At 74.8% G+C, this 23,389-nt stretch carries 12 protein-coding genes; 6 read left to right on the top strand and 6 right to left on the bottom strand.

All coding sequences use genetic code 11. The annotated features are described in order from the left end of the window. Positions 1-23: 23 nt before the first annotated feature. Positions 24-1,436 (bottom strand): NAD(P)/FAD-dependent oxidoreductase, encoded by a 1,413-nt coding sequence (locus tag ACQP2P_RS23160; protein WP_433603999.1) that lies wholly within the window; start codon positions 1,434-1,436, stop codon positions 24-26. A gap of 123 nt (positions 1,437-1,559) precedes the next feature. On the opposite strand from ACQP2P_RS23160, the gene ACQP2P_RS23155 reads away from it, so the two are divergent. After that, positions 1,560-2,225 carry a TetR/AcrR family transcriptional regulator gene (locus ACQP2P_RS23155; protein ID WP_433603998.1) on the top strand — a complete coding sequence of 222 codons (666 nt, stop codon included), beginning with the start codon at positions 1,560-1,562 and terminating at the stop codon, positions 2,223-2,225. Between the two features lie 50 nt (positions 2,226-2,275). Here ACQP2P_RS23155 and ACQP2P_RS23150 read toward each other — a convergent pair whose 3' ends face one another. The 3 genes from ACQP2P_RS23150 to ACQP2P_RS23140 all read right to left on the bottom strand — a co-directional run bounded on the left by ACQP2P_RS23150 (position 2,276) and on the right by ACQP2P_RS23140 (position 13,328). Further along, positions 2,276-3,457 carry a low temperature requirement protein A gene (locus tag ACQP2P_RS23150; RefSeq protein WP_433603997.1) on the bottom strand — a complete coding sequence of 394 codons (1,182 nt, stop codon included), beginning with the start codon at positions 3,455-3,457 and terminating at the stop codon, positions 2,276-2,278. 122 nt (positions 3,458-3,579) lie between these two features. After that, entirely contained in the window at positions 3,580-9,897 is a 6,318-nt protein-coding gene (locus ACQP2P_RS23145; protein ID WP_433603996.1) for an RHS repeat-associated core domain-containing protein, read from the bottom strand. A gap of 14 nt (positions 9,898-9,911) precedes the next feature. Next, positions 9,912-13,328 carry a LamG-like jellyroll fold domain-containing protein gene (locus ACQP2P_RS23140; protein ID WP_433603995.1) on the bottom strand — a complete coding sequence of 1,139 codons (3,417 nt, stop codon included), beginning with the start codon at positions 13,326-13,328 and terminating at the stop codon, positions 9,912-9,914. A 128-nt stretch (positions 13,329-13,456) separates the two neighbouring features. Between ACQP2P_RS23140 and ACQP2P_RS23135 the strand changes: the two genes are divergently transcribed. Next, positions 13,457-14,761 (top strand): hypothetical protein, encoded by a 1,305-nt coding sequence (locus ACQP2P_RS23135; RefSeq protein ID WP_433603994.1) that lies wholly within the window; start codon positions 13,457-13,459, stop codon positions 14,759-14,761. On the opposite strand, the gene ACQP2P_RS23130 is transcribed toward ACQP2P_RS23135, so the two are convergent. Continuing rightward, positions 14,730-15,497: an ATP-binding protein gene (locus ACQP2P_RS23130; RefSeq protein WP_433603993.1), complete on the bottom strand. Its 768-nt coding sequence runs from the start codon at positions 15,495-15,497 to the stop codon at positions 14,730-14,732. The two genes, ACQP2P_RS23135 and ACQP2P_RS23130, sit on opposite strands and share 32 nt — an antisense overlap. A 218-nt stretch (positions 15,498-15,715) precedes the next feature. Between ACQP2P_RS23130 and ACQP2P_RS23125 the strand changes: the two genes are divergently transcribed. Genes ACQP2P_RS23125 through ACQP2P_RS23110 form a run of 4 tightly spaced genes read left to right on the top strand, consistent with a single transcriptional unit; the run spans position 15,716 to position 22,142 of the window. Continuing rightward, positions 15,716-16,222, top strand: a complete 507-nt coding sequence (locus tag ACQP2P_RS23125) for a sigma-70 family RNA polymerase sigma factor (RefSeq protein WP_433603992.1) — start codon at positions 15,716-15,718, stop codon at positions 16,220-16,222. Between the two features lie 8 nt (positions 16,223-16,230). Then, the gene (locus ACQP2P_RS23120) at positions 16,231-17,355 is read left to right on the top strand and encodes a hypothetical protein (protein WP_433603991.1); all 1,125 of its coding nucleotides are present in this window, start codon (positions 16,231-16,233) and stop codon (positions 17,353-17,355) included. Next, a complete protein-coding gene (locus ACQP2P_RS23115) occupies positions 17,352-21,818 on the top strand; it encodes an FtsK/SpoIIIE domain-containing protein (protein WP_433603990.1) in 4,467 nt (1,488 codons plus the stop codon). Before ACQP2P_RS23120 ends, ACQP2P_RS23115 begins: the two co-directional genes overlap by 4 nt. 51 nt (positions 21,819-21,869) lie before the next feature. Further along, positions 21,870-22,142: a hypothetical protein gene (locus ACQP2P_RS23110; protein ID WP_433603989.1), complete on the top strand. Its 273-nt coding sequence runs from the start codon at positions 21,870-21,872 to the stop codon at positions 22,140-22,142. Positions 22,143-22,169: 27 nt separating this feature from the next. Here the strand turns inward: ACQP2P_RS23110 and ACQP2P_RS23105 are convergent, their stop codons facing one another. Continuing rightward, positions 22,170-23,318: an epoxide hydrolase family protein gene (locus tag ACQP2P_RS23105; protein ID WP_433603988.1), complete on the bottom strand. Its 1,149-nt coding sequence runs from the start codon at positions 23,316-23,318 to the stop codon at positions 22,170-22,172. Between the last annotated feature and the right edge of the window lie 71 nt (positions 23,319-23,389).

Here is a 23,389-nt window from a genome sequence, read left to right as displayed (position 1 = left end):
TGCTGACGGGCCCTGCTGACGGATCAGCTGTCGAAGCCGAAGCCGATCCGGTCCATGGCGCGCAGCCACAGGTTGCGCCGCCCGCCGTTGGCGTCGGCGTTGATCATCGCCTGCCGGGTCAGCTGGACCCCGGCCCAGCGCACCGGCTCGGGCGGGAACGGCAGCGGCCGCTCGCGCACCATCCGGGTGCGGGTGCGCGCGGTCGAGTCCCCGGCCAGCAGGTCGAGCATCACCTCGGCCCCGAAGCGGGTGGCGCCGACCCCGAGCCCGGTGAACCCGGCCGCGTACGCGACCCGCCCCCGGCGCGCGGTGCCGAAGAACGCCGAGAACCGCGTGCACGTGTCGATCGCCCCGCCCCAGGCGTGCGTGAACTTCAACCCGTCCAGCTGCGGGAACGCCTCGAAGAACTGCGCGGCGAGCTTGTTGTAGGTGGCCGGGCGGTGCTCGTAGGAGGGGCGGACCTTGCCGCCGAAGTGGTACACGGCGTCGTAGCCGCCCCAGAGGATCCGGTGGTCGCGGGTCTGGCGGAAGTAGTGGAACTGGTGGCCGGCGCCGGACATGCCCTGCCGGCGGTGCCAGCGGATCGCGTCGCGCTGCTCGGCCGTGAGCGGCTCGGTGACCAGCGCGTAGTCGTACACCGGCACCACGTAGGGTCGAGTGCGGCGCAGCAGCGAGGGGAACACGTTCGTGCCCAGCGCGACCTTGCCGGCCCGCAGCCGGGCCGGGCCGCCGGCGCCGTCGGTGTGCAGCACGATCCCGGCGCGGCCGCCGGTCAGGCGGGTGACCCGGGTGCCCTCGAACACGCGCACGCCGAGCCGCTCGCACGCCACGGCCAGGCCCCACGCGAGGCGGGCCGGGTGCAGCAGGGCGGTGCCGTCGTGATCCCACAGGCCCGCGAGGAAGGCCGGCGAGTCGATCTCCTCGCGCAGGGCCCCGGCGTCGAGGAAGTCCACGTCGGCACCGAGCGCGCGGGCCGCCTCGGCGTGCCCGCGCAGCTGCGCCACGTGGTGGGGCGCGGTGGCCACGTCGAGCCCGCCGGTTCGTTCGAAGTCACAGCGGATGTCGTACCGCGTGAGCGCCGCCTCGATCGCCGCCAGGTTCTCGGCCCCGAGCCGCTCCAGCTCGCCCAGCTCGTCCGGCCAGCGCCGCAGCCCGTTGCCGAGGCCGTGGGTGAGGCTCGCCTGGCAGAACCCGCCGTTGCGGCCGGACGCGGCGTGCCCGATCCGGTCGCCCTCGACCAGCACGACGTCGAGGCCGGGGTCGCGCTCCTTCGCGATCAGCGCGGTCCACAGCCCGCTGTAGCCGCCGCCGACCACGGCCAGGTCGCATGAGAGCTCGCCGGTCAGCGGGGCCCGCGCGCTCGGGCGACCGGGGTCGTCGAGCCAGTACGGGGTGAGCTGGACGTCGGCGAGCGCGGTATGGACGGGTATGGACATGCGTTCAATCATCACCGTTGTCAGCGTCGTAGTCAACGGCGTTGACAACACAGTTGGCAGTGAAGTTTCCGACTCGGCCCTAAGATTGGCTGTCGAGCTTTTCACTCTGTTCGGGAGCACCGTTTGCGAACTCGCGCCGCGCTGACGCCGGAGCTGATCATCGACGCGGCCAGCCGCCTGGCCGCTACGGCCGGCGCCGACGCGCTCACCGTCCGCCGCCTGGGCAAGGAGCTCGGCGCCGACCCGACGGCCATCTACCGCCACTTCCGCGACAAGGACGAGATCATCCTCGAGGTCGCGGACCGGCTCGTCGCCGCGACGGTCGAGGCGCTGCCGGGCGACCTGCCCTGGCGCCCGCGCCTCGAGTGGCTGGCCCGCCAGACCGTGCGCACCTTCGTCGCCCACCCCGCGATCGCCCCGATCGTGGCCCTGCGCACGACCCGCCGCCCGGGTGAGTTCCGCACCGTGGAGGCGGTGCTGGGCGCCCTGCGCGAGGCGGGCCTGACGGACGAGCAGGCGGCCTTCCAGCACCTCGTCTACTCGGAGACCATCTTCTCCTACGCCGCGATGTGCAGCGCCTACGCCGCGCTGGACGAGCTGAGCCGGCAGGGCGACGAGGCCGCGTGGTCGCACGAGTACCGCTCGCTGCCGCCGGCCCGCTACCCGAACATCGCCGCCGCCACGCAGTACCTGGCCGAGATCGACGACGACATGGTCCTGGACGGCATCGTGCGGGCCCTGCTCGACCGCGTCGAGGCCCTCGCCGCCGCCGGTGGAGATGTCGTGTAGGAATCCCGCCCGGCCGCCGCGGCGGCGCCACGGCGGCCGGGCGTGCGCGGCTACGTCTCGGCGGTCTGCAGGCGACCGCGGCGCTGGCGGCGGATGCCGGCGAGCACCGTCGCCACCACGACGCCCCCGGTGAGCGCGATCGCCACCGCCGGCCTCAGCCCGTCGACCAGCCCGTCGGCGAGCCCGGCCGCGGCGACGGCCAGGATCGCCGCGCCCGGCCACGGCCAGGCCGCGCGCCAGCGGCCCGAGGTGCCCGCGACCACGCCCGCCGTGCCCGCGAGGAACAGCGCCATCCCGCCGTGCAACGCCCAGACCGCGCCGGCGGGCAGGTCGCGCGCGGGGTGCACGATGTACTGCTCCACGCCGACCGCGAACAGCGCCAGGCCGAGCGTGAGCGGGAGGTGGCCGTAGATGTACGCGTCGGGCACCCAGCTGTCCTGCTCGTCGCCCTCGGCCTCGAGCCGGCGCTTCCCGGCGGCGCCGCCGAGGTCGAAGTAGTTCCACCAGGCGGCGGCGACGGCCACGAACGCAACCGCGGCCACCGCGATCGGGCCGGCCGTCCAGTGGGTGTCGCGCACGCCCGTGGCCACCGACATGATGGACTCGCCTAGCACGAGCATGACGAAGAGCCCGAAGCGCTCGGGGAGATGCTCGACGTGCAGGGGCACCCCGCCGCCGAAGCGGGTGGCGAGCACCGGCGCGGCCGCCTCGGCCAGGAGCCCGAGCGTCCAGAGCACCTCGCGGGCAGGGCCGTCGACGGGCAGGGAGACCGCCCAGAGCAGCGCGCCCGCGCCGACGCCGGCGAGGTAGAGGCGGATGGTGTCCCGGGCGTCGGTGACGTGCCGGTAGGCGCGGGCGTAGAGGCCGAACAGCAGCAGCCGGGTGGCGAGGTAGCAGGCGGCGAACGTGACCGCGTCGCCGACGCTCGCCGCCATGCCGACGACCGCGGCCGCGCTGGCGAGCTTGGCGAGCCGGTAGACGACGTCGTTGGTGTCGAAGCGGTTGGCGTACAGCGTGACGGTCACCCACGACCACCAGGTGACCGCGAACAGCCCGGCGAACGCCGCCGCGCCCCGCCAGGTGAGGTCCTCGGCCAGCCCGCTCGCGAGCTCGGCGACCACGAGCAGGTAGGCGAGGTCGAAGAACAGCTCGAGCCGCGACGCGGAGCGCTCCCCCTCCACGCGCAGCTCGGGCGGGCGTACGAGCGGGGCGCAACGTTGATCGTCAACCATCTCCCCGGCATGCCCCGATGCGCGGCCGGCTACGCACGAGCGGCGCGAAAAGGGCCGCGGCCGCCCAGGGGGGGTGGGCGGCCGCGGTGTCTCGGATCAGCGGTCGTGGGCGGGCGCCCCGCTCAGTTCTGGCCGATCTGGTGACTGCGGGTGCTCGTCACGCCGCCGTTGACCCCGAGGCCGAGCGACCCCGACCCGCCGAACACGGGCCGGCCGGTCTTGGCGTCGATGCCCACGGTGACGCAGCCGCTCCAGGCGGCGCCGGCGCAGTAGGCCCAGCCCTGGTCCTTCATCTGCTCCATCGGCTCGGCGTTCCAGCCGACGGTGACGGAGGAGCCGAGGGACAGCTTCGGCATCGTGCTGCCCCCGACGAAGACGCCGCCCTGGTCGGTGATGGTCAGCGAGATGCAGCCGCCGATGCAGACGTTCACCGACATGTAGAACTCGCCGTGGTTGCGGTGGGACTGTTTGCGGTACGTCCACGCGTCGCCCGGCGTCGTCTCGGTCTGACCGGCGTAGAGCGCGATCTCGGCCGCGACGGCGTGCTCCGGCAGGACGTTGATGTGGGCCGGCGGCCGCTTGTACCGCGTGCACCACGTCTCGTCGCCCTTGGACGTGCACGTGTTCTCGTAGGCCTTGGCGCCGCGGGCGACCTGGGCGTCGTGCGAGCTCTTGCCGGACTTGAGCCGCTCGGCCGCGTCGAAGCCCTCGTCGCAGGCCGCGGGCGAGCTGAAGCCCGAGTTGAAGCCGCGGCACACCGCCCGCGGGTTGCCGCCGTGGCGCACGCCGCCCGGGTCGAGGCAGGGGAAGGTGCAGAACAGCGGCGGCTTCGGCGGGTCGATGCCGTGCACGACGAACGGGCCGTAGACGCGCGGCTTGCGCGGCGGGATGTAGTGCTGATACGGCGGGGTCGGCTTGCGCCGCGGCGGGATGTAGTGCTGGTACACCGGCGGCGGGGTGCGGCGGTAGTGCTGGATGGCGTGCACGACCGCCTTCACCACCCGGGCCACGGCCCGGCCGATCGCGGCCCAGATCCCGCCGCCCTTGGCCTTCCTGCCGTCCGGGTCGCTCAGGGTCACCGGTGACGCGCTGGCGTAGTTGTAGCCCTGCAGCGCCTGCGCGTCGTCGCCGTCCATGACCGGGTCGAGGCTCACGAACCGGCCGGTCACCTGGTCGTACTCGCGCGCGCCGAGATGCAGCAGGCCCGAGCCGTCCCTGGTGCCGTTCACGAGGCCCTTGTCGGTGACCCAGGCCGCGGTGGCGCCGCGCTGCGCCCCGAACGGGGTGAGCCAGCGCCGCACGACCGCCTGGGTGGCCGCGTCGACCTCGATCGTGCCGGTGCCCTGCTGGTCGTCGACCTGCCAGGTCAGCCCGCCGGTCGTGCTCCGCACGGCGACGACCCGGCCGGCGTGGGTCAGGTAGCGCGTCGCCGTGGCCTTGCCGCCGGCGAAGCGCACCTCCTGCCCGGGCAGGCTCAGCGTGGTGCCGGACGGCTCGTGCTTGACGAGCCGGTTGCCGGCCGCGTCGTAGACGTAGGTGGCCGTGCCGGCGTCGTCGCTGCTGCTGGCCAGGGTGCCGTCGGCGTTCCAGGTCAGCGTCTGCGTCGCGCCGCTGACGCCGTTGGCCGGGCGGGTCAGCGTGTTGCCGGTCTTGTCGTAGGTGTAGGCGGCGGTGCCCACGCCGGCGGTCGTCATCGAGCGCAGCGTGTGCGGCTGGCTGCTGCCGGCCGCCGGGTAGCCGTACGTCCGCGCCACGCTCGTGCCCGTCGTGCGCTCGGTCGAGGCGGACCGGTTGCCGACGGCGTCATAGGCGTAGGAGTTCCAGTACGGGGCGGGCCCGCCCAGCGCCGCCTGGCTGCGGGCCGCGGCGCAGTCGCCGCTCGCCGGGGTCCACGCCTCGGCGAGCCGCTGGGCGAAGTCGTAGCCGAAGCACTGGTGGTCACCGGTGACGAGCTCCCGCTCCCCCAGCACGTTGCCGGAGGCGTCGTAGTCGAGCCGGACGTCGGCGACCTCGGACGGGCCGGTCTCCTTCGTGGTGTGGATGCGGCTGAGCCGGCGGGTGCCGAGCTCGTAGTCGTAGGCGGTGTCCAGCCACGGCCCGGTGTCGTTGCGCCGGGCGATCATCGACAGCTCGCCGTAGCGGGTGTACTGGGTGGCGTTGACCACGAAGACGTCGTCGCCGGTGCTGGACAGGTTCGTCTTGAGCGTGTCGAGCTGCCCGAGGGTGTTGTACCCGACCGTGAGCTTCTCCCTGGGCAGGCCCCCGGCGGCGGGCATGGTGGTCGACAGGTCCGCGCCGCCGGCGGTGTAGGCGAAGGTGTACGAGTACAGCCCGGAGAGCCCCGTCTCGCCGGACGGGATGCTGATCGTCTCGCCGGTGGGCTTGTAGAGGTCGTTCATGCCGTCGATGCGCGTGGTGTAGGCCGCGCCGCCGGCGTAGCTGGTCGAGCTGAGCTGCTGGCCCTTGACGGTGAGCGTGCCGACGGTCAGCGGGATCGAGTCGTAGGCCCACTCGGCCTGCAGCGGCCCGGTCGCGCTGTCGGCCCGCACGCTCGTCTTGCGGCCCAGGGCGTCGTAGCCGAAGGCCTGCACCTTGCCGTCGGCGTTCTTGCTCGTGAGCAGGTCACCGACGTCGTTGTAGGTGCTGGAGCTCTCGCCGCTGTCCGGGTCGGTCTTGGCGGTGATGTGCCCGGCGAAGTCGTAGGTGTAGGTCCACGCGTTGCCGGCGTTGTCGTCCTGCTCGACGAGGTGGTTCTTGCGGTCGTAGCGGTACGTCAGGTCGGTCACGTCGGAGCCGCCGAGCGCGGTGTGGTACTCCCGCCGCCGCACCGTGCGCCCCTGGGCGTCGACGTAGGTCGAGGTCGGCATGGCGCCCGCGGGCGGCACGACGTCGGTGCGGTCGCCGCCGTAGGTCGTGGTGGTGTGCCACTGCTCGACGTTCTTGCTCAGGAACGTGGACGTGCGGACCCGCCCGGCCCCGTCGTAGGCGGTGACGGTCTGGCTCGGCACCTGGGCGTCGTCGAGGTGCTTGACCAGCGTCGGGGCGGTGAGGTTCAGCCCGCCGTCCACGATGTAGGAGCCGTTGCGCTTGTACTGCCGCCCGGCGCTGTCGTAGAAGGTGTCGGTGACGATCCGCCCGCCCTGCGCGGTGCCCTCCGTCGTCTGGGTCTGCCGGGCCCGGCCCTGCCCGTCGAGGAAGGCCGCGCTGCTGCGGTAGCCGGTCCCGTTGCTGTCGAGCTGGTTGGAGATGGTGACGCTGCCGGACTTGCGCACGAAGTAGGCGAACGTGACGCTCGCCGTCTGGCTGGACGTGCGGTTGGGCAGCCAGACCGCGGTGCTGCGGCCCATGGCGTCGAAGGTCTGCCGCGTCGACTTGCCGTTCGGGTCCACCACCGCGGTCTGCTCGCCCCAGGCCGGGTCGAACGTCGTGGTGGTCGTCCAGCCCTGCTGGGTGACCTGCGACGTCGCGGTCAGCGGGCCGCCGGAGGCCGGCGTGTAGGTGGTCGTCGTGGTGTTGCCGCGCACGTCGGTCGCGGTGAGCACGCGGCCGTAGGCGTCGTAGGTCGCCTTGGACTCGGTCTTGTACGTCGACGGGTAGCCGATGAGCTCGTCGGTCTGGGTCACCAGGCCCTTGCTGGGCGCGGCCCCGCGAGCCCCGCCGTCGTAGAGGGTGTAGGTGTCGGAGACGACGTCGGCCTCGGTGAGCCCGGCGCCCTGGGCCTTGGCGCAGTCGACGGCGTAGTGCCGCTCGCGGCTGACCCCGTCCATGATCCAGGCGGTGCCGTTGCGGGCGTAGTCGGTGATCGTGCAGCTCTGGTCGTCGGTGACGGCGTCGTCGCCGAGGTCCTCGTGCCGGATCGCCATGCCGTAGGTGTCGAAGACGGTGTTCGTGGTGGTGCTGCGCCAGCCGCGCCCGCCGTCGAGCAGGGTCCGGTTGCGCTCCTGGGTCACGGCGACGAACCGGGCCTCGGCCGTGACGCCGTCGATGGTGCGGGTCGCGGTCGGCGGGTCGGAGCGCCACGGGACGTTGACCTGGGCCGCGATCTCCCCGCCGGTCAGGTCCTGGTAGACGCGCTGCTCGCGGACGAGCCCGGCGTAGGAGTCGCTGTCGGTGACCGCCGGGGCGCCGCCGGTCGCGGGCAGCGACACGGAGCGGGTGGCGGTGCCGGTGCCGAGCTTGTCGCCGTCCATGCCGCGGAAGTACGTGGTCTCGGTCCGGGTCGCCTCGGCGCCCGTGCCGGTGATGGTGCGCACGAGGTCGTAGCCGCGCCACACCGACCAGGTCTTGGTCTTGTCGTTGACCAGCCCGTCGTCGTCGGTGTAGCGCCAGGCCGGCGCGTTGGGGTACTCGTAGCTGGTCACGGCCGGCACCGAGCGCTCGTCGGACGGCAGCGCGTTGTCCTGCTGGGTCACCCGGCTCACCACGTACTTGTGGAAGAAGTCCAGCGTCAGCGCGCTCGCGCCCTCGGGGGTCCAGTAGACCGGGAAGCACCGCAGGGTGTTGTTCCACAGCGCGTTCTTGTCGGGCACGCGGGAGCCGGCGACGCAGTCCGCGTCGGCGTAGGTGACGTTGATCGTCCCGCCGCCCTCGGTCTCCACGGTGCTGATCCGCCACCAGTTCATCGCCGGCGCGAAGTCGGTCGCGTCGACCCGGTTCGGCTTCTGCACCCCGACGAAGTGCACGTCGGGGACGGTGACCGCGGTCCGGGTGCCGTCGGTGGTCCCGGCCAGGCCGGTGTGGCTGATCCCGTCGAGCCACAGCCCGGCGCGGGTGGTGTCGCCCGGGTCCGGGAACGTGTGCTTGAACGTCCACCGGTCGACGGGCTTGCCGCCCACCTTGGTCGTGAGGGTGCCCAGGCGCTTGGTGCTCCAGAACGTCGGGCTGCCGACGTAGCAGGGGCTGGCCGTGCACTGCATCTTCCACGGCGTGTCCGGCCAGTTGGTCGCGTCGTGGGTGCCGCAGCTCGTGGTCACGCACCGGTCGGCCTCGCCGAGGTCGACCTGCGTCGGGGCGGTGCCGTAGGCGGTGTCGGAGCGGGTGCCGTAGTCGATGCGGTCCAGCCAGCCGCCGCGCACGTAGCCGGCCAGGGTGGTGCTGGATCCGGCCTTCGCGTAGGAGTTCTTCTCGGTCTGGTACCAGTACGACATCGTGTTGCCGCTGGGGTCCACGACGTAGTCGAGGTTCCAGCGCCACGCCCGGTCGCAGGCGGAGGCCGCGAACGTGGCGGCGTGGCACGGCTCGCCCGCGTTGTTGCCGAAGACGGGGACGGTCCACACCGAGTTGGTGCTCGCCCGGCCCGCCGCCCACCCGGGCAGCTGGTTGCGGCCGAACCAGTACTGGGTGCCGTCGGTCTCGGTGACGACCCACCACTGGCCGTCCTGGTCGCCGTTGACCGCCTTCTCGGTGCCGGACTTGAGCTCGATCCGCGCGCCGTCCTCGGAGCGGCCGTGCCACTTGCCGTCGCCGCCCTTGAGCAGCTCGGTGGACTGGCCGTTGAGGTGCAGCACGGCGTTGTCGGTCTTCCAGCACAGGTCGCCGGTCTTGGTGGTGTTGTTGGCGCCGTTGCCCATGTCGCTCTCGCAGGGCACGTACTTGCGCTCGATGGCGCCGGTGGACATCTCGAAGCCCTCGCCCAGCCACGAGGGCTGGTTGTTCGAGGCGGCCATCGAGCCGTCGAGAGAGCCGGAGGAGTACGACAGGCCCAGCTCCGGCACGGGGCCGTTGAGCGCCGGGGGCATCCGCAGCGGGTACTGCCACGTGAAGTCCCCGGCGCTGTTGCCCGCCTCCCAGGTGGAGCTGGCCTTGAGCGGGGTCGCGGTGTAGTCGCCCGCGGGGCCCTTGGGCTCCTCGACCACGGCCAGGGTCGCGGCGGCGGAGACGTCGGCGCCGACGGTGCGGTGGGCCACGTCGTTCGCCGCGGGCAGCGGCTTCGCGGTGCAGGCGGACGTCAGCGGGGTACACCCGGACAGCTCCACGAGGCCGAGCGAGGACGCCGCGCCGCCGCCGTAGCCGCCCTCGAAGTCGCGATAGTCGACCTCGACGTGGACGCTCGCCCCGGCCTCGCCGCCGAGCCGCACGACGACACCGTCGACGCCGGCGGCGCCCGTCGCGGCCCGGTCGAGCACCGTGACCGGCAGGTCGCCGGCCGCGAGCGCGCCGACGGCGCGGACGTAGACGGGCAGCGTCCCGGCCCGGGCGCGGTCGCGGCCGAGGCGCACGGTCGCGGCCCCCGCCGGCCACCGCGGCGCCCTGGCCGCGAACGGCGTGCCGGTGCTCGTCGCCGGGGGCGGGTCGTAGCGCATCGGCTCGCCGGGCAGCGCGGCCTCGGGCCGGACCCGCGGGTGCCCGGCGTCCGGGCGGGTGCCGTGATCGGCGGCGGCCAGCGGGAGCAGCGCCAGCACGAGGGCGCCGATCCCGATCCGCTTGGCTGTGCAGCTCATGGCGAGTCCCTTCCTCATCCGGCGTACAGGACGGCGACCTGGGCGGCCGGCATGGCCCCCTGGTAGGCGCGGACGTCGTCGATGGCGCCGGTGAAGAAGTCGCCGGTGCCGAAGCGCTGCCGCCCGATGTCGAACACGCCGTTGGAGGCCCACATGCGCCCGGCGATGGAGCCGTTGAGCGCCCCGTTGACGTAGATCTTGAAGTTGCCGGCGGCCGCGTCGTACACGCCGGCCAGGTGCGTCCACACGCCGACGGCGGCGTTGGCGGTGGAGCGGGCCGAGTAGTACGACGGGGTGCCGACGTCGACGGTCGGGACGAAGAACTGCCACTTGGCGGTGGCGGTGTCGTAGCGCAGGAAGATGGCGCCGCGGGCGGTGCCGCCCTGGCCGAGCACCTCCTCGTAGGCCGCGGTGCTGTCCAGGCGGACCCAGGCGGCGACGGTGTAGGACTGGTCGCTGCGCAGCACCGGCCCGGCGGTCGTCGCCGCGACCGTCGCGCCGTCGCCCTGCAGCGCCGAGAACGCCGCGCTGTCGCGGTCCTCGACGTAGAACGCGGAGGCGGTCGGGGTGGCGGTGCGCTGCCACGGCGAGGAGTCGGTGCCGTCGCCGTCCAGCGCCCACCGGCCGACGAGGTCGGCGGCGAGCGGCGCGATCTCCCCCGGGCTCAGCACGCGGTTCCACAGCCGCAGGTCGGCCAGGCCGCCCTTCCACTTCTTCTCGAACGTCGGGCTGTCGTTCCAGAAGTCGCCGGCGAGCTGCAGCGACGTGGAGGCGAACGCGGCCGGCTGGGCGGTGGAGCCCTCGAGGACGCCGTTGACGTAGAGGTACACCTGCTTGGCACCGGCGTCGTAGACCGCGGTGAGGTTCGTCCACGCCCCGGCCTGGATGCTGGAGGTGCTGAACGTGTTGACGTGCGTGGGCGCGACGGTGTCGGACTGCGGCATCGCGAAGCGCCACTTGTTGGTGGAGGCGCGGCCGAGCAGGAACGCGCTGGAGTGCGTCGCCGGCGCGCTGAGCACGCTGCGGTAGTCGGCGGTGTCGCCGTCGCTGCGTGCCCAGACCGAGACGGTGAAGCTGGTGGAGGTGTCGAGCACGGGCGCGTTGACGGTGGCGACGTCGTCGGTGCCGTCGAACGTCACGGTCGCCGGGGCCGCCTTGCCCGGCCCGGGCTGGAACCGGCCGGCGACGCCGGTCGCCGGGCCGCCCGCGGGCACGGCCGCCGGGGCGCTGCCGGCGCTGTCGGCGAAGGCCGCGTCGTCGAGCTTGTAGGCGGCGTCCTCGGGGGTGGCCGAGCCGAGGTTGAACGCGTACTCGTTGACCGGGCTGATGTGCCCGGCCGCGTCGAGGCTGACCACGTAGAGGCGGCTGAGCCCGCCCGAGGTCGGGTCGGCGGGCGCCGGGGGCGGCGGGGTGACGGCCAGCGTGGCGCTCGCGCCCGCGGCGACGCTCACCTGGGTGGTGGGCGGATCGGCCCAGCCGTAGCGGTAGGCGGTCACGTCGCTCACGCCGGACGCGGTGAACGTGAACGGGGCGGTGCGGCCGACGGCGCCGTACACCTGGTTGAGGTCGCTGCCGTAGACCGGCGAGGAGACGCCGGGCGCCACCGCGGGTCCGATGAGGTCGACGGTGAACTCGCACCAGCCGGTCGGGGCGGAAACGTCGCTGCCGGAGCTGGTGCCGTAGGTCCACGGGTCGGCGGTCTTCGCCCGCCACCGGTAGATGCCGCCCTGCACCAGGCCGCTCTTGATCTGCACCGAGCCGGTGCCGCCGTTGTGCAGGCTGTTCATCTGCCCGGAGCCGAGCGCCGACCAGGTGCCGGCGGTGCTGCTGTCCTGCTGCCACTCGAACACGGCCTGCAGGTCGGTCTCGGTGTCCGGGTCGGTGACCACCGCGCGCAGGGTCGGCGTCGCGGTGGACAGCACCGGCCGGCCCGAGCCGGTGGTGCAGCCGCGCCCGTCGGTGCTGGCGCTGGTCGGCGTCGCCGGCGGCGAGTTGTAGTCGGCCGTGATCTTCGTGTCGGCGAGCTTGAACTTCTTCCACCGCTCGGCGGTCGTCTCCCCGGCGCCGCCCGAGCGCGCGGTGAGCGTGAACGCGACCTCGCTCGCGCTGTTGCCCGCGGCGGTGCTGATCGCCGAGGTCATGCCGCCGCCGATCTCGAACGGCTTGTCCGGCTGCGGGTCGTCCGAGCAGCCGGCCCCGGTGCTGGGCTTGTGGGCGTGCCCGGAGAACTCGCCCATGAGGCCGCCGAGCGCCGGGCCGCTCCAGGTGAGCTTCCCGGATCCGGCGCTGGCCACCTGGTACAGGCTGAAGGGCGTGCTGCCGCAGCTCCACGAGTGCGCGATGGTGGAGTGGAACCGGGCGGCGAAGATCCGCTTCTTGGCCAGCCCGCTCACGTCGAAGGTGAAGTAGGAGCGGTAGGTGGCCCCGCTCGACGGGGACTTGCCGACCCGGACCTCGCTGTCGTTGTTCTCGTTGGCGCTGTTGGCGTAGGCCCAGCGCTTCTCGCCCTTGGAGTAGCTCGGGTCGATGTAGACGGGGTACTGCGTGTCGGCCGCGGTGAGCAGCCCCAGGTCCGGCTGCAGCACCAGGGCGCCGCCGTCGATGGCGCTGGCCGCGACCGACCTGCGGGTCAGGTCGCCTGGCGCCTTGGCGGTGGCCGCGGCGCCGGCGTCCCACATGAACGCCTGGCTGCCGGTGGCGGCCACGGTGCCGGTGCGGGAGAGGAACTGCAGCTCGCCCTCGGCCGAGACGCGGCCGGTCAGGTCGGTGCCGCCGAGGCCGAGCCGGATCGAGCGCAGCGCGGGGTTCTGGGCCGCGGCCCGGTTCTTGACCACGAGCACGTGGCAGAAGCCGTCCTCGGTCGCCCGCACGGCCAGGTCGACGCCCGGCAGCACCTCGGCGTAGGTGGCGGTGTCGCCGGCCACCGTGGGCGCCGGCAGCGCCGCCGGCCAGGTCAGCGCCAGCCGCTCGCCGTTGAGCAGCATCGTCGCGAACGGGCCGGTGCCGCCGGTGGAGAAGGCCACGTTGGCGGCGGACAGGACCGGCCGCAGCCGCCCGTTCGTCATGCGCAGGGTCGGGTCCTGGGCGGCCCAGGTGCCGTCGCCGCGGCGGACGCGGGTCGGGACCGCCGACTCCTCGAAGTGCATGCTGCCGTCGGGCTGCGCGAGCCAGGTCTGGGTCTCGGTGGCCCGCTCGGTGACCTCGACCGCGCGCCCCTGCGCCCTGGCCTTCGCGGCGGCCCGGGCGTCGGCGGCGGCCAGCTGGGCGGCGCTGAGCGGGTGCTGGGCGGCCGCGCCGCTCGCGGCCGTCGCGTCGGTGGCCGGCGGTTCGGCCCGGGCCGCGGGCGGGGCGGCGAGCGCGGCCGCGAGCGCGACGAGCGCGGTGGATGCGGCCGCGAGGCGGCGCAACGGGAGCCGGGTCAAGGCGTTCACGCGCGGAACGCTACGGGTCGATGTTTCGATACCGCCATGGCTCGATCCGTCACCGTCCGTACGGGATCGTTTGGACTTCGCGCCGTCGCCGCGGAGCCGTACGATGCCGGACGAACGGGGGTTCGGACATGACGATCGCGTTCCCGGCGGGGCCGCCGGACCCGGCGCGGGCCCACAGCCTCGACGACCTGGTGGGGTGTCTGCGCGGGCTCAAGCTGTGGGCCGGCGACCCGTCGTTCGAGACCATCACGCGCCGCATCAACACCCGCTGGCGGGCGGCCGGGCGGCCGGCGGACGAGCTGGCCCGGCGCGGCACGGTGGTCGACTGCTTCAAGGTCGGGCGCCGCCGGGTCAACGCCGAGCTGATGGTCGCCGTCGTCCAGGCGCTGCACGACTACCCCGACTACCTGACCCGCTGGCGGCAGGCCCTGCGCGACGGCCGCGTCGGCGCCGGGGCGGCGGCGCGGGTCCGGGTGCTCGACCGGCTGCCGGACGACCTCGCGGGCTTCGCCGGCCGCCGGGACGAGCTGGACCGCCTCGCCGAGCCCCGCGCGGTCGTCACCGTCATCACCGGCATGCCCGGCGTCGGCAAGACCGCGCTGGCCGTGCGCGCCGGGCACCGCCTCGCCGCCGACGGCCGCTTCGACGTCACGCTCTTCGCGGACCTGCGCGGCTTCCACCCGACGCTGCCGCCGGTCGAGCCCGTCCAGCTCCACGGCGAGCTCCGGCGCCGGCTGGCCGACCGGCGGGCGCTGCTCGTGCTCGACGACGCGGCGTCGCTACGGCAGGTGCACCCGCTCCTGCCGACCGCGCCGGGCTCACTGACGCTGGTCACCTCGCGCCGCCGCCTCGACGCCCCCGTCGTCGAGCTGGAGCCGCTCCCGGCCGAGGAGGCGCAGCGGCTGCTGGCCCGGGCGGTGCCCGGCGTGCCGGTCGGCGCCGACCCGGCCGCCCACCGCCGGATCGCCCGCTGCTGCGGCCACCTGCCGCTCGCCCTGGCCCTCGCGGCCGGGCAGATCGCGGGCCGGGCCGGCTGGACGGTCACCGATCACGCCGACCGGCTCGAGGAGGGCGAGGCGCGTCTCGCGCTCGACGAGGGCATCGAGACGGCGCTGCATCCGTCGTACCGCACGCTGCCGCCCCAGTCCCAGGCGCTGCTGCGCCGGCTGGCGCTGCACCCCGGCCCCGAGTTCGGCCCCGACGCCGCCGCGGCGCTGCTCGGCACCGACCCGGGCAGCGCCGCGCGGCACCTGCGGCGGCTGGCCGCCGAGCACCTCGTCCAGCGGCGCCCGCACGACCGGTTCGCGCTGCACGTGCTGGTGCGGGCGTACGCGGCGCGCCGCGGGCACGACGAGGACCGCCCCGCCGACCGGGCCCTGGCCCGGCAGCGGCTCTACGAGCTCACGGGGCCAGGCCCCCGGGAATGCGGATGACGGCCCAGACGGTCTTGCCGCGCCCGTCGGTCGCCGAGCCCCACGCGGTGGCGTTGCGGTCCACGACGTGCAGGCCGTCGCCGGGCGGGTCGGCCAGGGCCGGATCGGTGCGCCCGGCCGGCAGCAGCCGGGCCGGCGCGTCCGGGCGGCGGTCGCGCACGGCCAGGTGCAGGTAGCTGCCGCGCAGGCTGACGGTGACGGTCACCTCGGTGCCCGCGTGGGTCGCGGCGTTGTGCACGAGCTCGAAGACGACCCGGCTCGCGGGCGCGGCGAGCGCCGGGAGGGACCAGGCCCGGCAGGCGTCGTGGACGAGCAGCCGGGCGCGGCTCGGGGCGTGCCCGTCCGGCGGCAGCACCACCGTGAACCAGTTCGGCGGCGGCGGGCCGGCCAGCGCCGCGGCCTCGGCGGCGGCGCGGTCGGCGAAGAGGTGCAGGGCGCGGCGCCAGAACGGGGTGTCGAGCTGCGCCCGCAGGGCCCCGCCGGCGGGGGTGATGAAGAGCAGGAAGACGCCGTAGTACTCGCGTGCGCTCGTGGCCGCCGCCTGCAGCAGCGACGCCGCCGTGCCCGTCTGGTCCTCGAAGCCGGTGAGGTCGACGATCACCGCGCGCGGGCAGGCGACCAGGGCCTTGCCGATCCACATGCGAAGATCCTGCTTGCGGTGGCTTTCGAGCGGGCCGGTGACGGTGATCCAGATGAGCTCGCGGTCGAGCTCGTGCACGGTCTCGGCGGTGATCATCACGGCAGGGTGCCACAGGAGGTGCGTCCCGCGCACGATCTCGGGGCGCGTTCACCCGTCCGGGGGTCTGCGTTCCCGCGATGATCATGTCAACGGTCACGCAAGCATCGACGTCAATGACTTGTCGTGGCTGGGTGGCCGCCAGGTCACGCGGTGTTCATCTTCCGTCAGCCGAGAACAGGGACATTCCACTCGGCAACGCGCGGAAGGAACCTCGTTTGAGCACCGTCGAGCGTCCCTGTCTCGGCCACGAACTGCAGCGGCAGCGGGCCGCCCTGCACCGGTACGTCACGTCGCTCGTCGCGGCGGACCCGCACCACGTCGAGGACATCGTCCAGGAGACGCTGCTGCGGGCCTGGCAGGACGCGGACCGGCTGGACCACGACGACCGCCCGATCCGGATGTGGCTGTTCCGCACCGCGCGCAACCTCGTCATCGACGCGTGGCGCAAGCGCCGGGCGGTGCCCGTGGGGCTGGCCACCGAGCTCGTCGCCGACCAGCCCGACGTCGTCAACGTCGCCGACACCGTCTGCGACCGGGTGGTCCTGCTCGACGGGCTGCGCCGGCTGCCGGCCGCCCAGCGCGAGATCCTCGTGCACGTCCACCTGCTCGGCCGGGCCGGCGAGGACGTGGCCGCCGGGCTGGGCATCCCGCCGGGCACCGTGAAGAGCCGCACCCACAACGCCGTCCGCGCCCTGCGCGCCGTCCTGGACCAGGCTGCATGATCGATTTCTTGTCGCGGAACCGGGGGCCCATCAGTCTGCTCATCGGCGGGCTGGGGCTGTTCATCCTCGCGCTCGTGCTGGCCTCCCGCGCGGTCCGGCGCGCCGGGGGCTGGAAGGCCGTGCTGCGGCAGGGGCGACGCGAGGTCGCGCTCACCGGTGCGGCGCTCGTCCGGCCGGTCCGGGTCTGGCTGCGGTACCGCCGAAACCTCCGCCGCCTGACCAGAGCCCTCGCCGACCCCTCGGCCCGCGACACCGTCCGGCGGGCGCTGCGGGCCGCGGCCACCGGCCCGGCCCAGCCCTACGCCGTGCTCGTCGGCCCGGCGGCCGCGGGCGTCCTGCTCGCCGGCCGCGACCCGGGCACTCCCCCGCCGCCGTTCACCGCCGACGAGCACGACCCGCGGCTGTGGTGGGCCGACCTCGCCGACCTCGCCGGGCTGGACGGCGAGGGAGCCGGCGAGCCGGTCGCCCTCGGCATCGCCCGGCGCGACCTCGTCGCCTACCTCGACCTGCACACCGGCCCGCCCCTGACCGCCGGCGCCGGCGACCCCCGCACGGCCCGGGCCCTGATCCAGGCGATGGCCGCCCAGCTCGACCGCGCCCGCCCGGGCCGGGTCCAGGTCACCGCCGGCGTCCATCCGCGCTTCCCGGGCGCCGCCCCCACCCCGGACACGATGTTCGTCGTGTGCCCGGAGCCGCCGGACGAGCCCGTCGGGCGGGGCGTGCGCGTGCTGGCCGTCAAGGGCGCCCACGGCCACGCCCGGCTCATCACCACCGAGCGCGGCGGCCGCGTCCGCATCGCCGGCGTGCCCCTCGACGTCGACACGGCGGCCCTGCCCAAGGCCGTCGCCCGCCTGCTGCGCGCGGCGCCCCCGGCCCCGCCCCCTGCACCGCCCCCGCTGCTGCCGCCGGCGGTGCCGCTGGTGGAGCGGCCCGGCGAGTTCGCGGAGTTCGCGGAGTTCGCGGAGTTCGCGGAGTTCGCGGAGGAGCCCGCCGCGGTCACCGGAGTGTCCGCGCACCAGCCGGCCGCGGCGGTCACCGCCGTGTCCGCGCACCAACCGACCACAGTGGACGAGTTCGCCGAGCCCGCGTTCGACGACGCGGCCGTCGGGCGGCGCTCCGGGGGAACCGCATGAAGCTCATGCTCACCGCGTACGACGCCGACGAGCGCGCCGCCCGCGACCACGTCGTCGAGGTGCCCGACGGCGCCACGGTGCGGGGCCTCGCCGAGGCCGTCGAGGGCCCGGTCGCCGCGGCCGGTCGCCGTGTTTTCCTCGACCGCGAGCGCCTGGAGCCCGAGGCCCCCGTGCGCGGCAGCGGCATCCGCCCGGGCAGCACCATCGGCCTGGGCGCCCCGGCCCCGGCCGCGACCGGCGGCCGCACCGACCTGACCCGCGGCGGTCCGTTGCTCGCCGAGGTCCACCTCGTCTCCGGGCCGGGTGCGGGCGCCACCTGGCTGCTCGGCGCGGGCAGCCACGAGATCGGCGCGGGCGAGCGGTGCGCGATCCGCGTCGAGGGCCCGGACGCGCCGCCCGGCGGGCTGTGGGTGACCGTCGCGCCGGACGGCACGGCGAACTGGCACATGAGCCGGCTCGACGACGGCGTGCGGCCCGCCGACGTGACCCCGCCGCCGGACCCGCACCCGGTCACCGGCCTGCCCACGGCCCAGCGCCGCGGCCGCGGCGGGCCGGGCGGGCGCTGGGCCGACGGCGCCGACCTGTGCGTGGGGCCGGCCCTGCTGCGGCTGAGCGCGCCGGTGGAGCCCGACGCGGCCGTGACCGCCTCGGCCGACGGCTTCGGGCTGGACTACAACCGGCCGCCGCGCATCGCCCCGCACCTGGACGCCGAGCGCGTCCGGCTGCCGGTCCCGCCGGGCCGCACGCCCCGCCAGCCGTTCCCGATGCTGCTCCTGCTCGCCCCGATCGTGCTGGGCCTGGTGCTCGTCGGCGTCTTCCACTCGTACTTCTACCTCGTCTTCATCCTGTTCACGCCGGTCATGGCGATCACGAACTGGATGGTCGGCCGGCGCACGAACCGCAAGCAGCACCAGGAGCAGCAGCAGCGGTACACCGAACGGATGCGCAGCCTCGCGGTCGAGATCGACGCGGCGGTGCGCCGGGAGCGGGAGGTGCGCTGCGTCACCGGCCCCGACCCGGCCACGGTCGGGCTCATCGCGACCGGCCCCGGCGCCCGGCTCTGGGAGCGGCGCCGCCGCGACCCGGACCACCTGCTGCTGCGGCTCGGCACCGTGGACGTGCCGTCGGTGAAGGAGATCGACGACCCGGCCCGCGACGAGAACCACCGCACGGTGCGCTGGACGATCCGGGACGTGCCCGTCGGGCTGGAGCTGCCGGAGTGCGGGGTCCTCGGCGTGGTCGGCGCGGCCGAGCCGGTGCAGGCGCTCACCCGCTGGTTCGTGGCCCAGTCCGCGGTGCTGCACAGCCCGCGCGACCTGCGCATGGTCGTGCTCACCAGCCCGGAGCGGGCCGAGGGCTGGGGCTGGGTACGGTGGCTGCCGCACCTGCGCCCCGGTGGCGTGCACGGTCCCCACGCGGCCATCGGCAACGACCCGGAGAGCATCGCCAACCGCGTCGCCGAACTCGTCGCCCAGGTGCAGGCCCGGCAGCGGGTGCTCGGCTCGTCCATGGGCCGGGCCATGTTCACCGACCCGGACCTGCTCGTCGTCGTGGACGGCGCGCGGGCGCTGCGCGACGTGCCCGGCATGGTGCAGATCCTCGCCGACGGCCCCCGGGTGCGGATCTTCAGCGTCTGCCTCGACGAGCAGGAGCGGCTGCTGCCGGAGGAGTGCGGGGCGGTCGTGGTCGCGAAGGCCGACACGCTCACGCTGCGGCGGACCGGCACCGCACCGCTCAAGGACATCCGCGCGGACCTCGTGCCCGTCGCCTGGTGCGACCGGCTGGCCCGGGCCCTGACGCCGCTGCGGGACGTGAGCCCCGAGCACGACGCCGGGCTGCCGCGCGAGGTGCGGCTGCTGGACCTGCTCGACCAGGAGCCCCCGGACGCGGAGGCGCTGCTGGAGCGCTGGCGGCGCCGGCCCGCGTCGACGACGTTCGTGCTCGGCAGCGGCTACGACGGCCCGCTCAGCCTCGACCTGGTCCGCGACGGCCCGCACGGCCTGGTCGCGGGCACCACCGGCTCCGGCAAGTCGGAGCTGCTGCAGTCGTTCGTCGCCTCGCTCGCCGCGACCAACCGGCCCGACGAGCTCACCTTCGTGCTCGTGGACTACAAGGGCGGCAGCGCCTTCCGGGAGTGCGCGCAGCTGCCGCACACGCTGGGCATGGTGACCGACCTCGACGCGCACCTGGTGCAGCGGGCGATGGACTCCCTCGGCGCCGAGCTGCGCCGCCGCGAGCGGATCCTGGCCGCGGCCGAGGCGAAGGACCTGCCCGCCTACCGGGCCAAGCGCGCCACCGACCCGTCCCTGGCCCGGCTGCCGCGGCTGCTGCTCGTCATCGACGAGTTCGCGACCCTGGTGCGGGAGCTGCCGGACTTCGTGCCGGGGCTGATCAGCATCGCGCAGCGGGGCCGGTCGCTGGGCATCCACCTGATCCTGGCCACCCAGCGCCCGGCCGGCGCGGTGACCCCGGACATCAAGGCCAACACCAACCTGCGCATCGCGCTGCGGGTGACCGACACGGTGGAGAGCCAGGACATCATCGACACCGGCGAGGCCGTGCACATCTCGCCGGGGACGCCGGGCCGGGCGCTCATCCGCGCCGGGCACCGCAGCGCCGTGCCGTTCCAGGCGGCCTGGGTCGGCGCCGAGCGGCCCGGCCTGCTCGACGAGGCGCCGGTGCAGCAGTACGAGCCCGTCCGCACCGCGGAACTGTCCTGGCAGCGGCTGGGCCGGCCGGTCGAGCTGGTCGCCGAGGACGTCGACCCGCTGCTGCCCGGGCCGGTCGTGCCCACGGACCTGCAGGCCCTCGTCGAGGCGATCCGCGCGGCCGCCGAGCGCCTCGAGGACTTCGTCGCCCAGCCGAGCCCGTGGCTGCCCGCGCTCGAGGACGCGGTGCTGCTGGAGGAGCTGCCGGCGGTACCGACGCCGAAAGACCGGCACGCGAGCGTCCCGGCGCCCATCCCCTATGCGCTGGAGGACGTGCCCGCGCTGCAGCAGCGGCGGGTGGCCACGGTCGACCTGGCCACCTTCGGGCACCTCTACGTCGTCGGCGCGCCCCGCTCGGGCCGCACCCAGGTCCTGCGCACCATCGCGGCCTCGGCGGCGCGCAAGGCGGCGGTCGCCGACGTGCACATGTACGGCATCGACGCCGCCGGCGGCGGCCTCGCGGCCCTGGAGACGCTCCCGCACTGCGGCGCCGTGGTGTCCCGGCACGACATGGAGCGCCTGGAGCGGCTCCTGCGCCGGCTCGGCCGCGAGCTGACCGAGCGCCAGGAGCGCAGCGCCAACGCCAACGCGGCCGGGATCGTCGAGCTGCGCCGTCGCCTGCCCGAGGCCGAGCGGCCCGCGCACATCCTGCTCTTCGTCGACGGCTGGGACGCCCTCGCCCCGATCCTCGACGAGCACGACCAGGGCCGGCTGCTCACCGACATCACCCGGCTCGTGCGCGAGGGCGCCGCGGCCGGCATCCACGTCATCGCCACCTCGGAGCGGGCCCTGCTCGGCGGCCGCCTGGCCGCGCACAACGACCACAAGCTGCTGCTGCGCCAGGCCGACCGCAACGACTACCAGCTCGTCGGCATCCTGCCCAGCAAGGTGCCCGGCACGATCGTGCCCGGCCGCGGCTGGCACGTGCTGAGCCGCACCGAGACCCAGGTGGCCCTGCTCGACGCCGACGACAGCGGCCAGGCCCAGGCCGAGGCCATCCGCCGCATCGGCGCCCGGCTGCCCGCCACCACCCCGGCGGCGCGCCCGTTCCCGGTCGCGGCGCTGCCGGGACGGGTCGACTTCACCGGCGCGTACGAGCTCGTCCCCGACGACCGGCGCCGCCCGATGCAGGCCCTGCTCGGCGTCGGCGGCGACGAGGGCGGCGCGGTCGTGGTGGACCTGACGGCGACGTCGGCGTTCTTCGTCGGCGGCCCGGCCGGCTCGGGCCGCAGCAACGCGCTGGCCGCGATCGCCGTGTCGCTGCTGACCGGCGGCACCGGCCTCGTGGTGCTGACCCCGCGCGACTCGCCGCTGCGGGCCCTGGGCCGCCAGCCGCGGGTGCGCCTGTTCGACGATCCCGACCCGGCGCCCGACGCGGTCGCCGCGGCCCTGGACGAGCTCGGCGGCCCGGTCGTCGTCCTGGTCGACGACGCCGACCTGCTCACCGCGCCCGCCGCGGACAAGGTGCTGCGGGACGTGGCCGCGGGCGGGCGCGACCGGGGCCGCGCGGTGGTCTACGCGGGCGCGGCCGACGCGCTGTCGATCGCGCTCGGCAGCTGGCTGACCGCGGCCCGCCGCTCGCGCCGCGGCCTGCTGCTCACCCCACGCTCGATCACCGAGGGCGACGCGATCGGGGCACGGCTGGTGAGCAGCCAGGTGCGCATGGCCGCCCCGCCGGGCCGCGGCTTCACCGGCGGCCCGGGCGGCGCCGCGATCGCGGTGCAGATCCCCCTGACCATGCTCCGCGAGGACTGAGCACCGGTTCACCGACGCTGTAGCCTCCAGACGCACGACGCAGACGGAGGCATGATGAGCGCCGAAGGCGTGGGTGCGCAGATGCCGACGCACGTGACGCTGGACGGCATCGCCGCGATGGCTGCCGCTGACGAACAGCACCGTTACGAGCTGAGCCCAGAGGGCGTTCTGTCCGTCCTGCCGCTGGCGGATCCCGATCACGCACTGCTCGCGTCCCGGATGTTCGCCTGGTTCCTCGCCAACGGCTACGGCCCGCAGCAGGTGGTCACCGACTGCGGCATCGACAGCTCCCCGGCGGCGCCCAGCCCCTCACTTGGCTGCTGAGCACCGCACCCGACATCTCCTGATCGGTCAGGCGCGGGTGCGGTAGGGGCGGAAGAAGTCGCGCAGCTCCCGGGCGTAGGACTCGGGCTGCTCGAACGGCGCGAAGTGGCCGCCGCGGGCCGGTTCGGTCACGTAGGTCACGTTCGCGATGCGGTCCAGCCAGGCGCGGGGCGGGCGGACGAGGTCGCCCGGGAAGAGCGAGAAGCCGGACGGCACCTCGACCCGGCGGGCGTGCTGCCCGGGCGGGATGGCGCCGTTCACGCCGTACATCCGCATCGCCGAGCCGATCGTGCCGGTCAGCCAGTAGATGGTCACGTTGGTGAGGATCTCGTCCCTGGTGTAGACGCTCTCGAGGTCGCCGCCGCAGTCGCTCCAGGAGCGCAGCTTCTCCACGATCCAGGCGGCCAGCCCGGCCGGGGAGTCGTTGAGCGCGGCGGCGGCCGTCTGCGGCTTGGTGCGGTGCATGGCCGCGTAGGCGCCCTCGGCCGCGCCCCAGGCCGCGGCGGCGTCGAGGAACGCGCGCTCCTCGGGCGCCAGCTCGGCCCGGTCGCCGGTGAAGACGGGCAGTCCGGCGTCCATCCGGTGCACGGCGACGACCCGCCCGGGGTGGTCGAGCGCGAGGTACCGGCTCACCCCGCTGCCGATGTCGCCGCCCGCCGCGCCGAAGCGCTCGTAGCCGAGCCGGCTCATGAGCTCGGCCCAGAGCCCCGCGACCGCGATCGTGTCGGGCGGGGGGCCCGTGGGCCGGTCGGAGTAGCCGTAGCCGGGCATGTCCGGCACGATCACGTCGAACGCGTCGGCCGGGTCCGCCCCGTGGGCGCCGGGGTCGACCAGCAGCGGGATCACCTTGGTGTACCGCCAGAAGGAGTCCGGCCACCCGTGGCACAGCAGCAGCGGGAGCGCGTCGCGGCGGCCGGCCGCGCGGGCGTGCACGAGGTGGATGCCGCGGCCGCCGACCCTGGCCCGGAAGCGGGGCAGCCGGTTGAGCGCGGCCTCCTGGGCGGGCCAGTCGAAGCCGTCGGCCCAGTACTCGACCAGCTCGCGCAGGTACGCGACGTCGACGCCCAGCCCCCAGCCGGCGTCCTCGGGCGCGTCGGGCCAGCGGGTCGCCCGCAGCCGGGTGCGCAGGTCCTGCAGCGCCTCGGGCGAGGCGCGCGCGGTGAACGGTTCGACCATGACACCACACCGTACTCGGCCCGGGACTCCGAGCCCGTTTTGAGGATGTTCGGGCAGACTCCGACGCGGAT

It is taken from the genome of Dactylosporangium sp. CA-139114 (assembly GCF_050955725.1).
Lineage (GTDB): Bacteria > Actinomycetota > Actinomycetes > Mycobacteriales > Micromonosporaceae > Dactylosporangium.
This window is presented reverse-complemented; position numbering and strand designations above follow the sequence as displayed.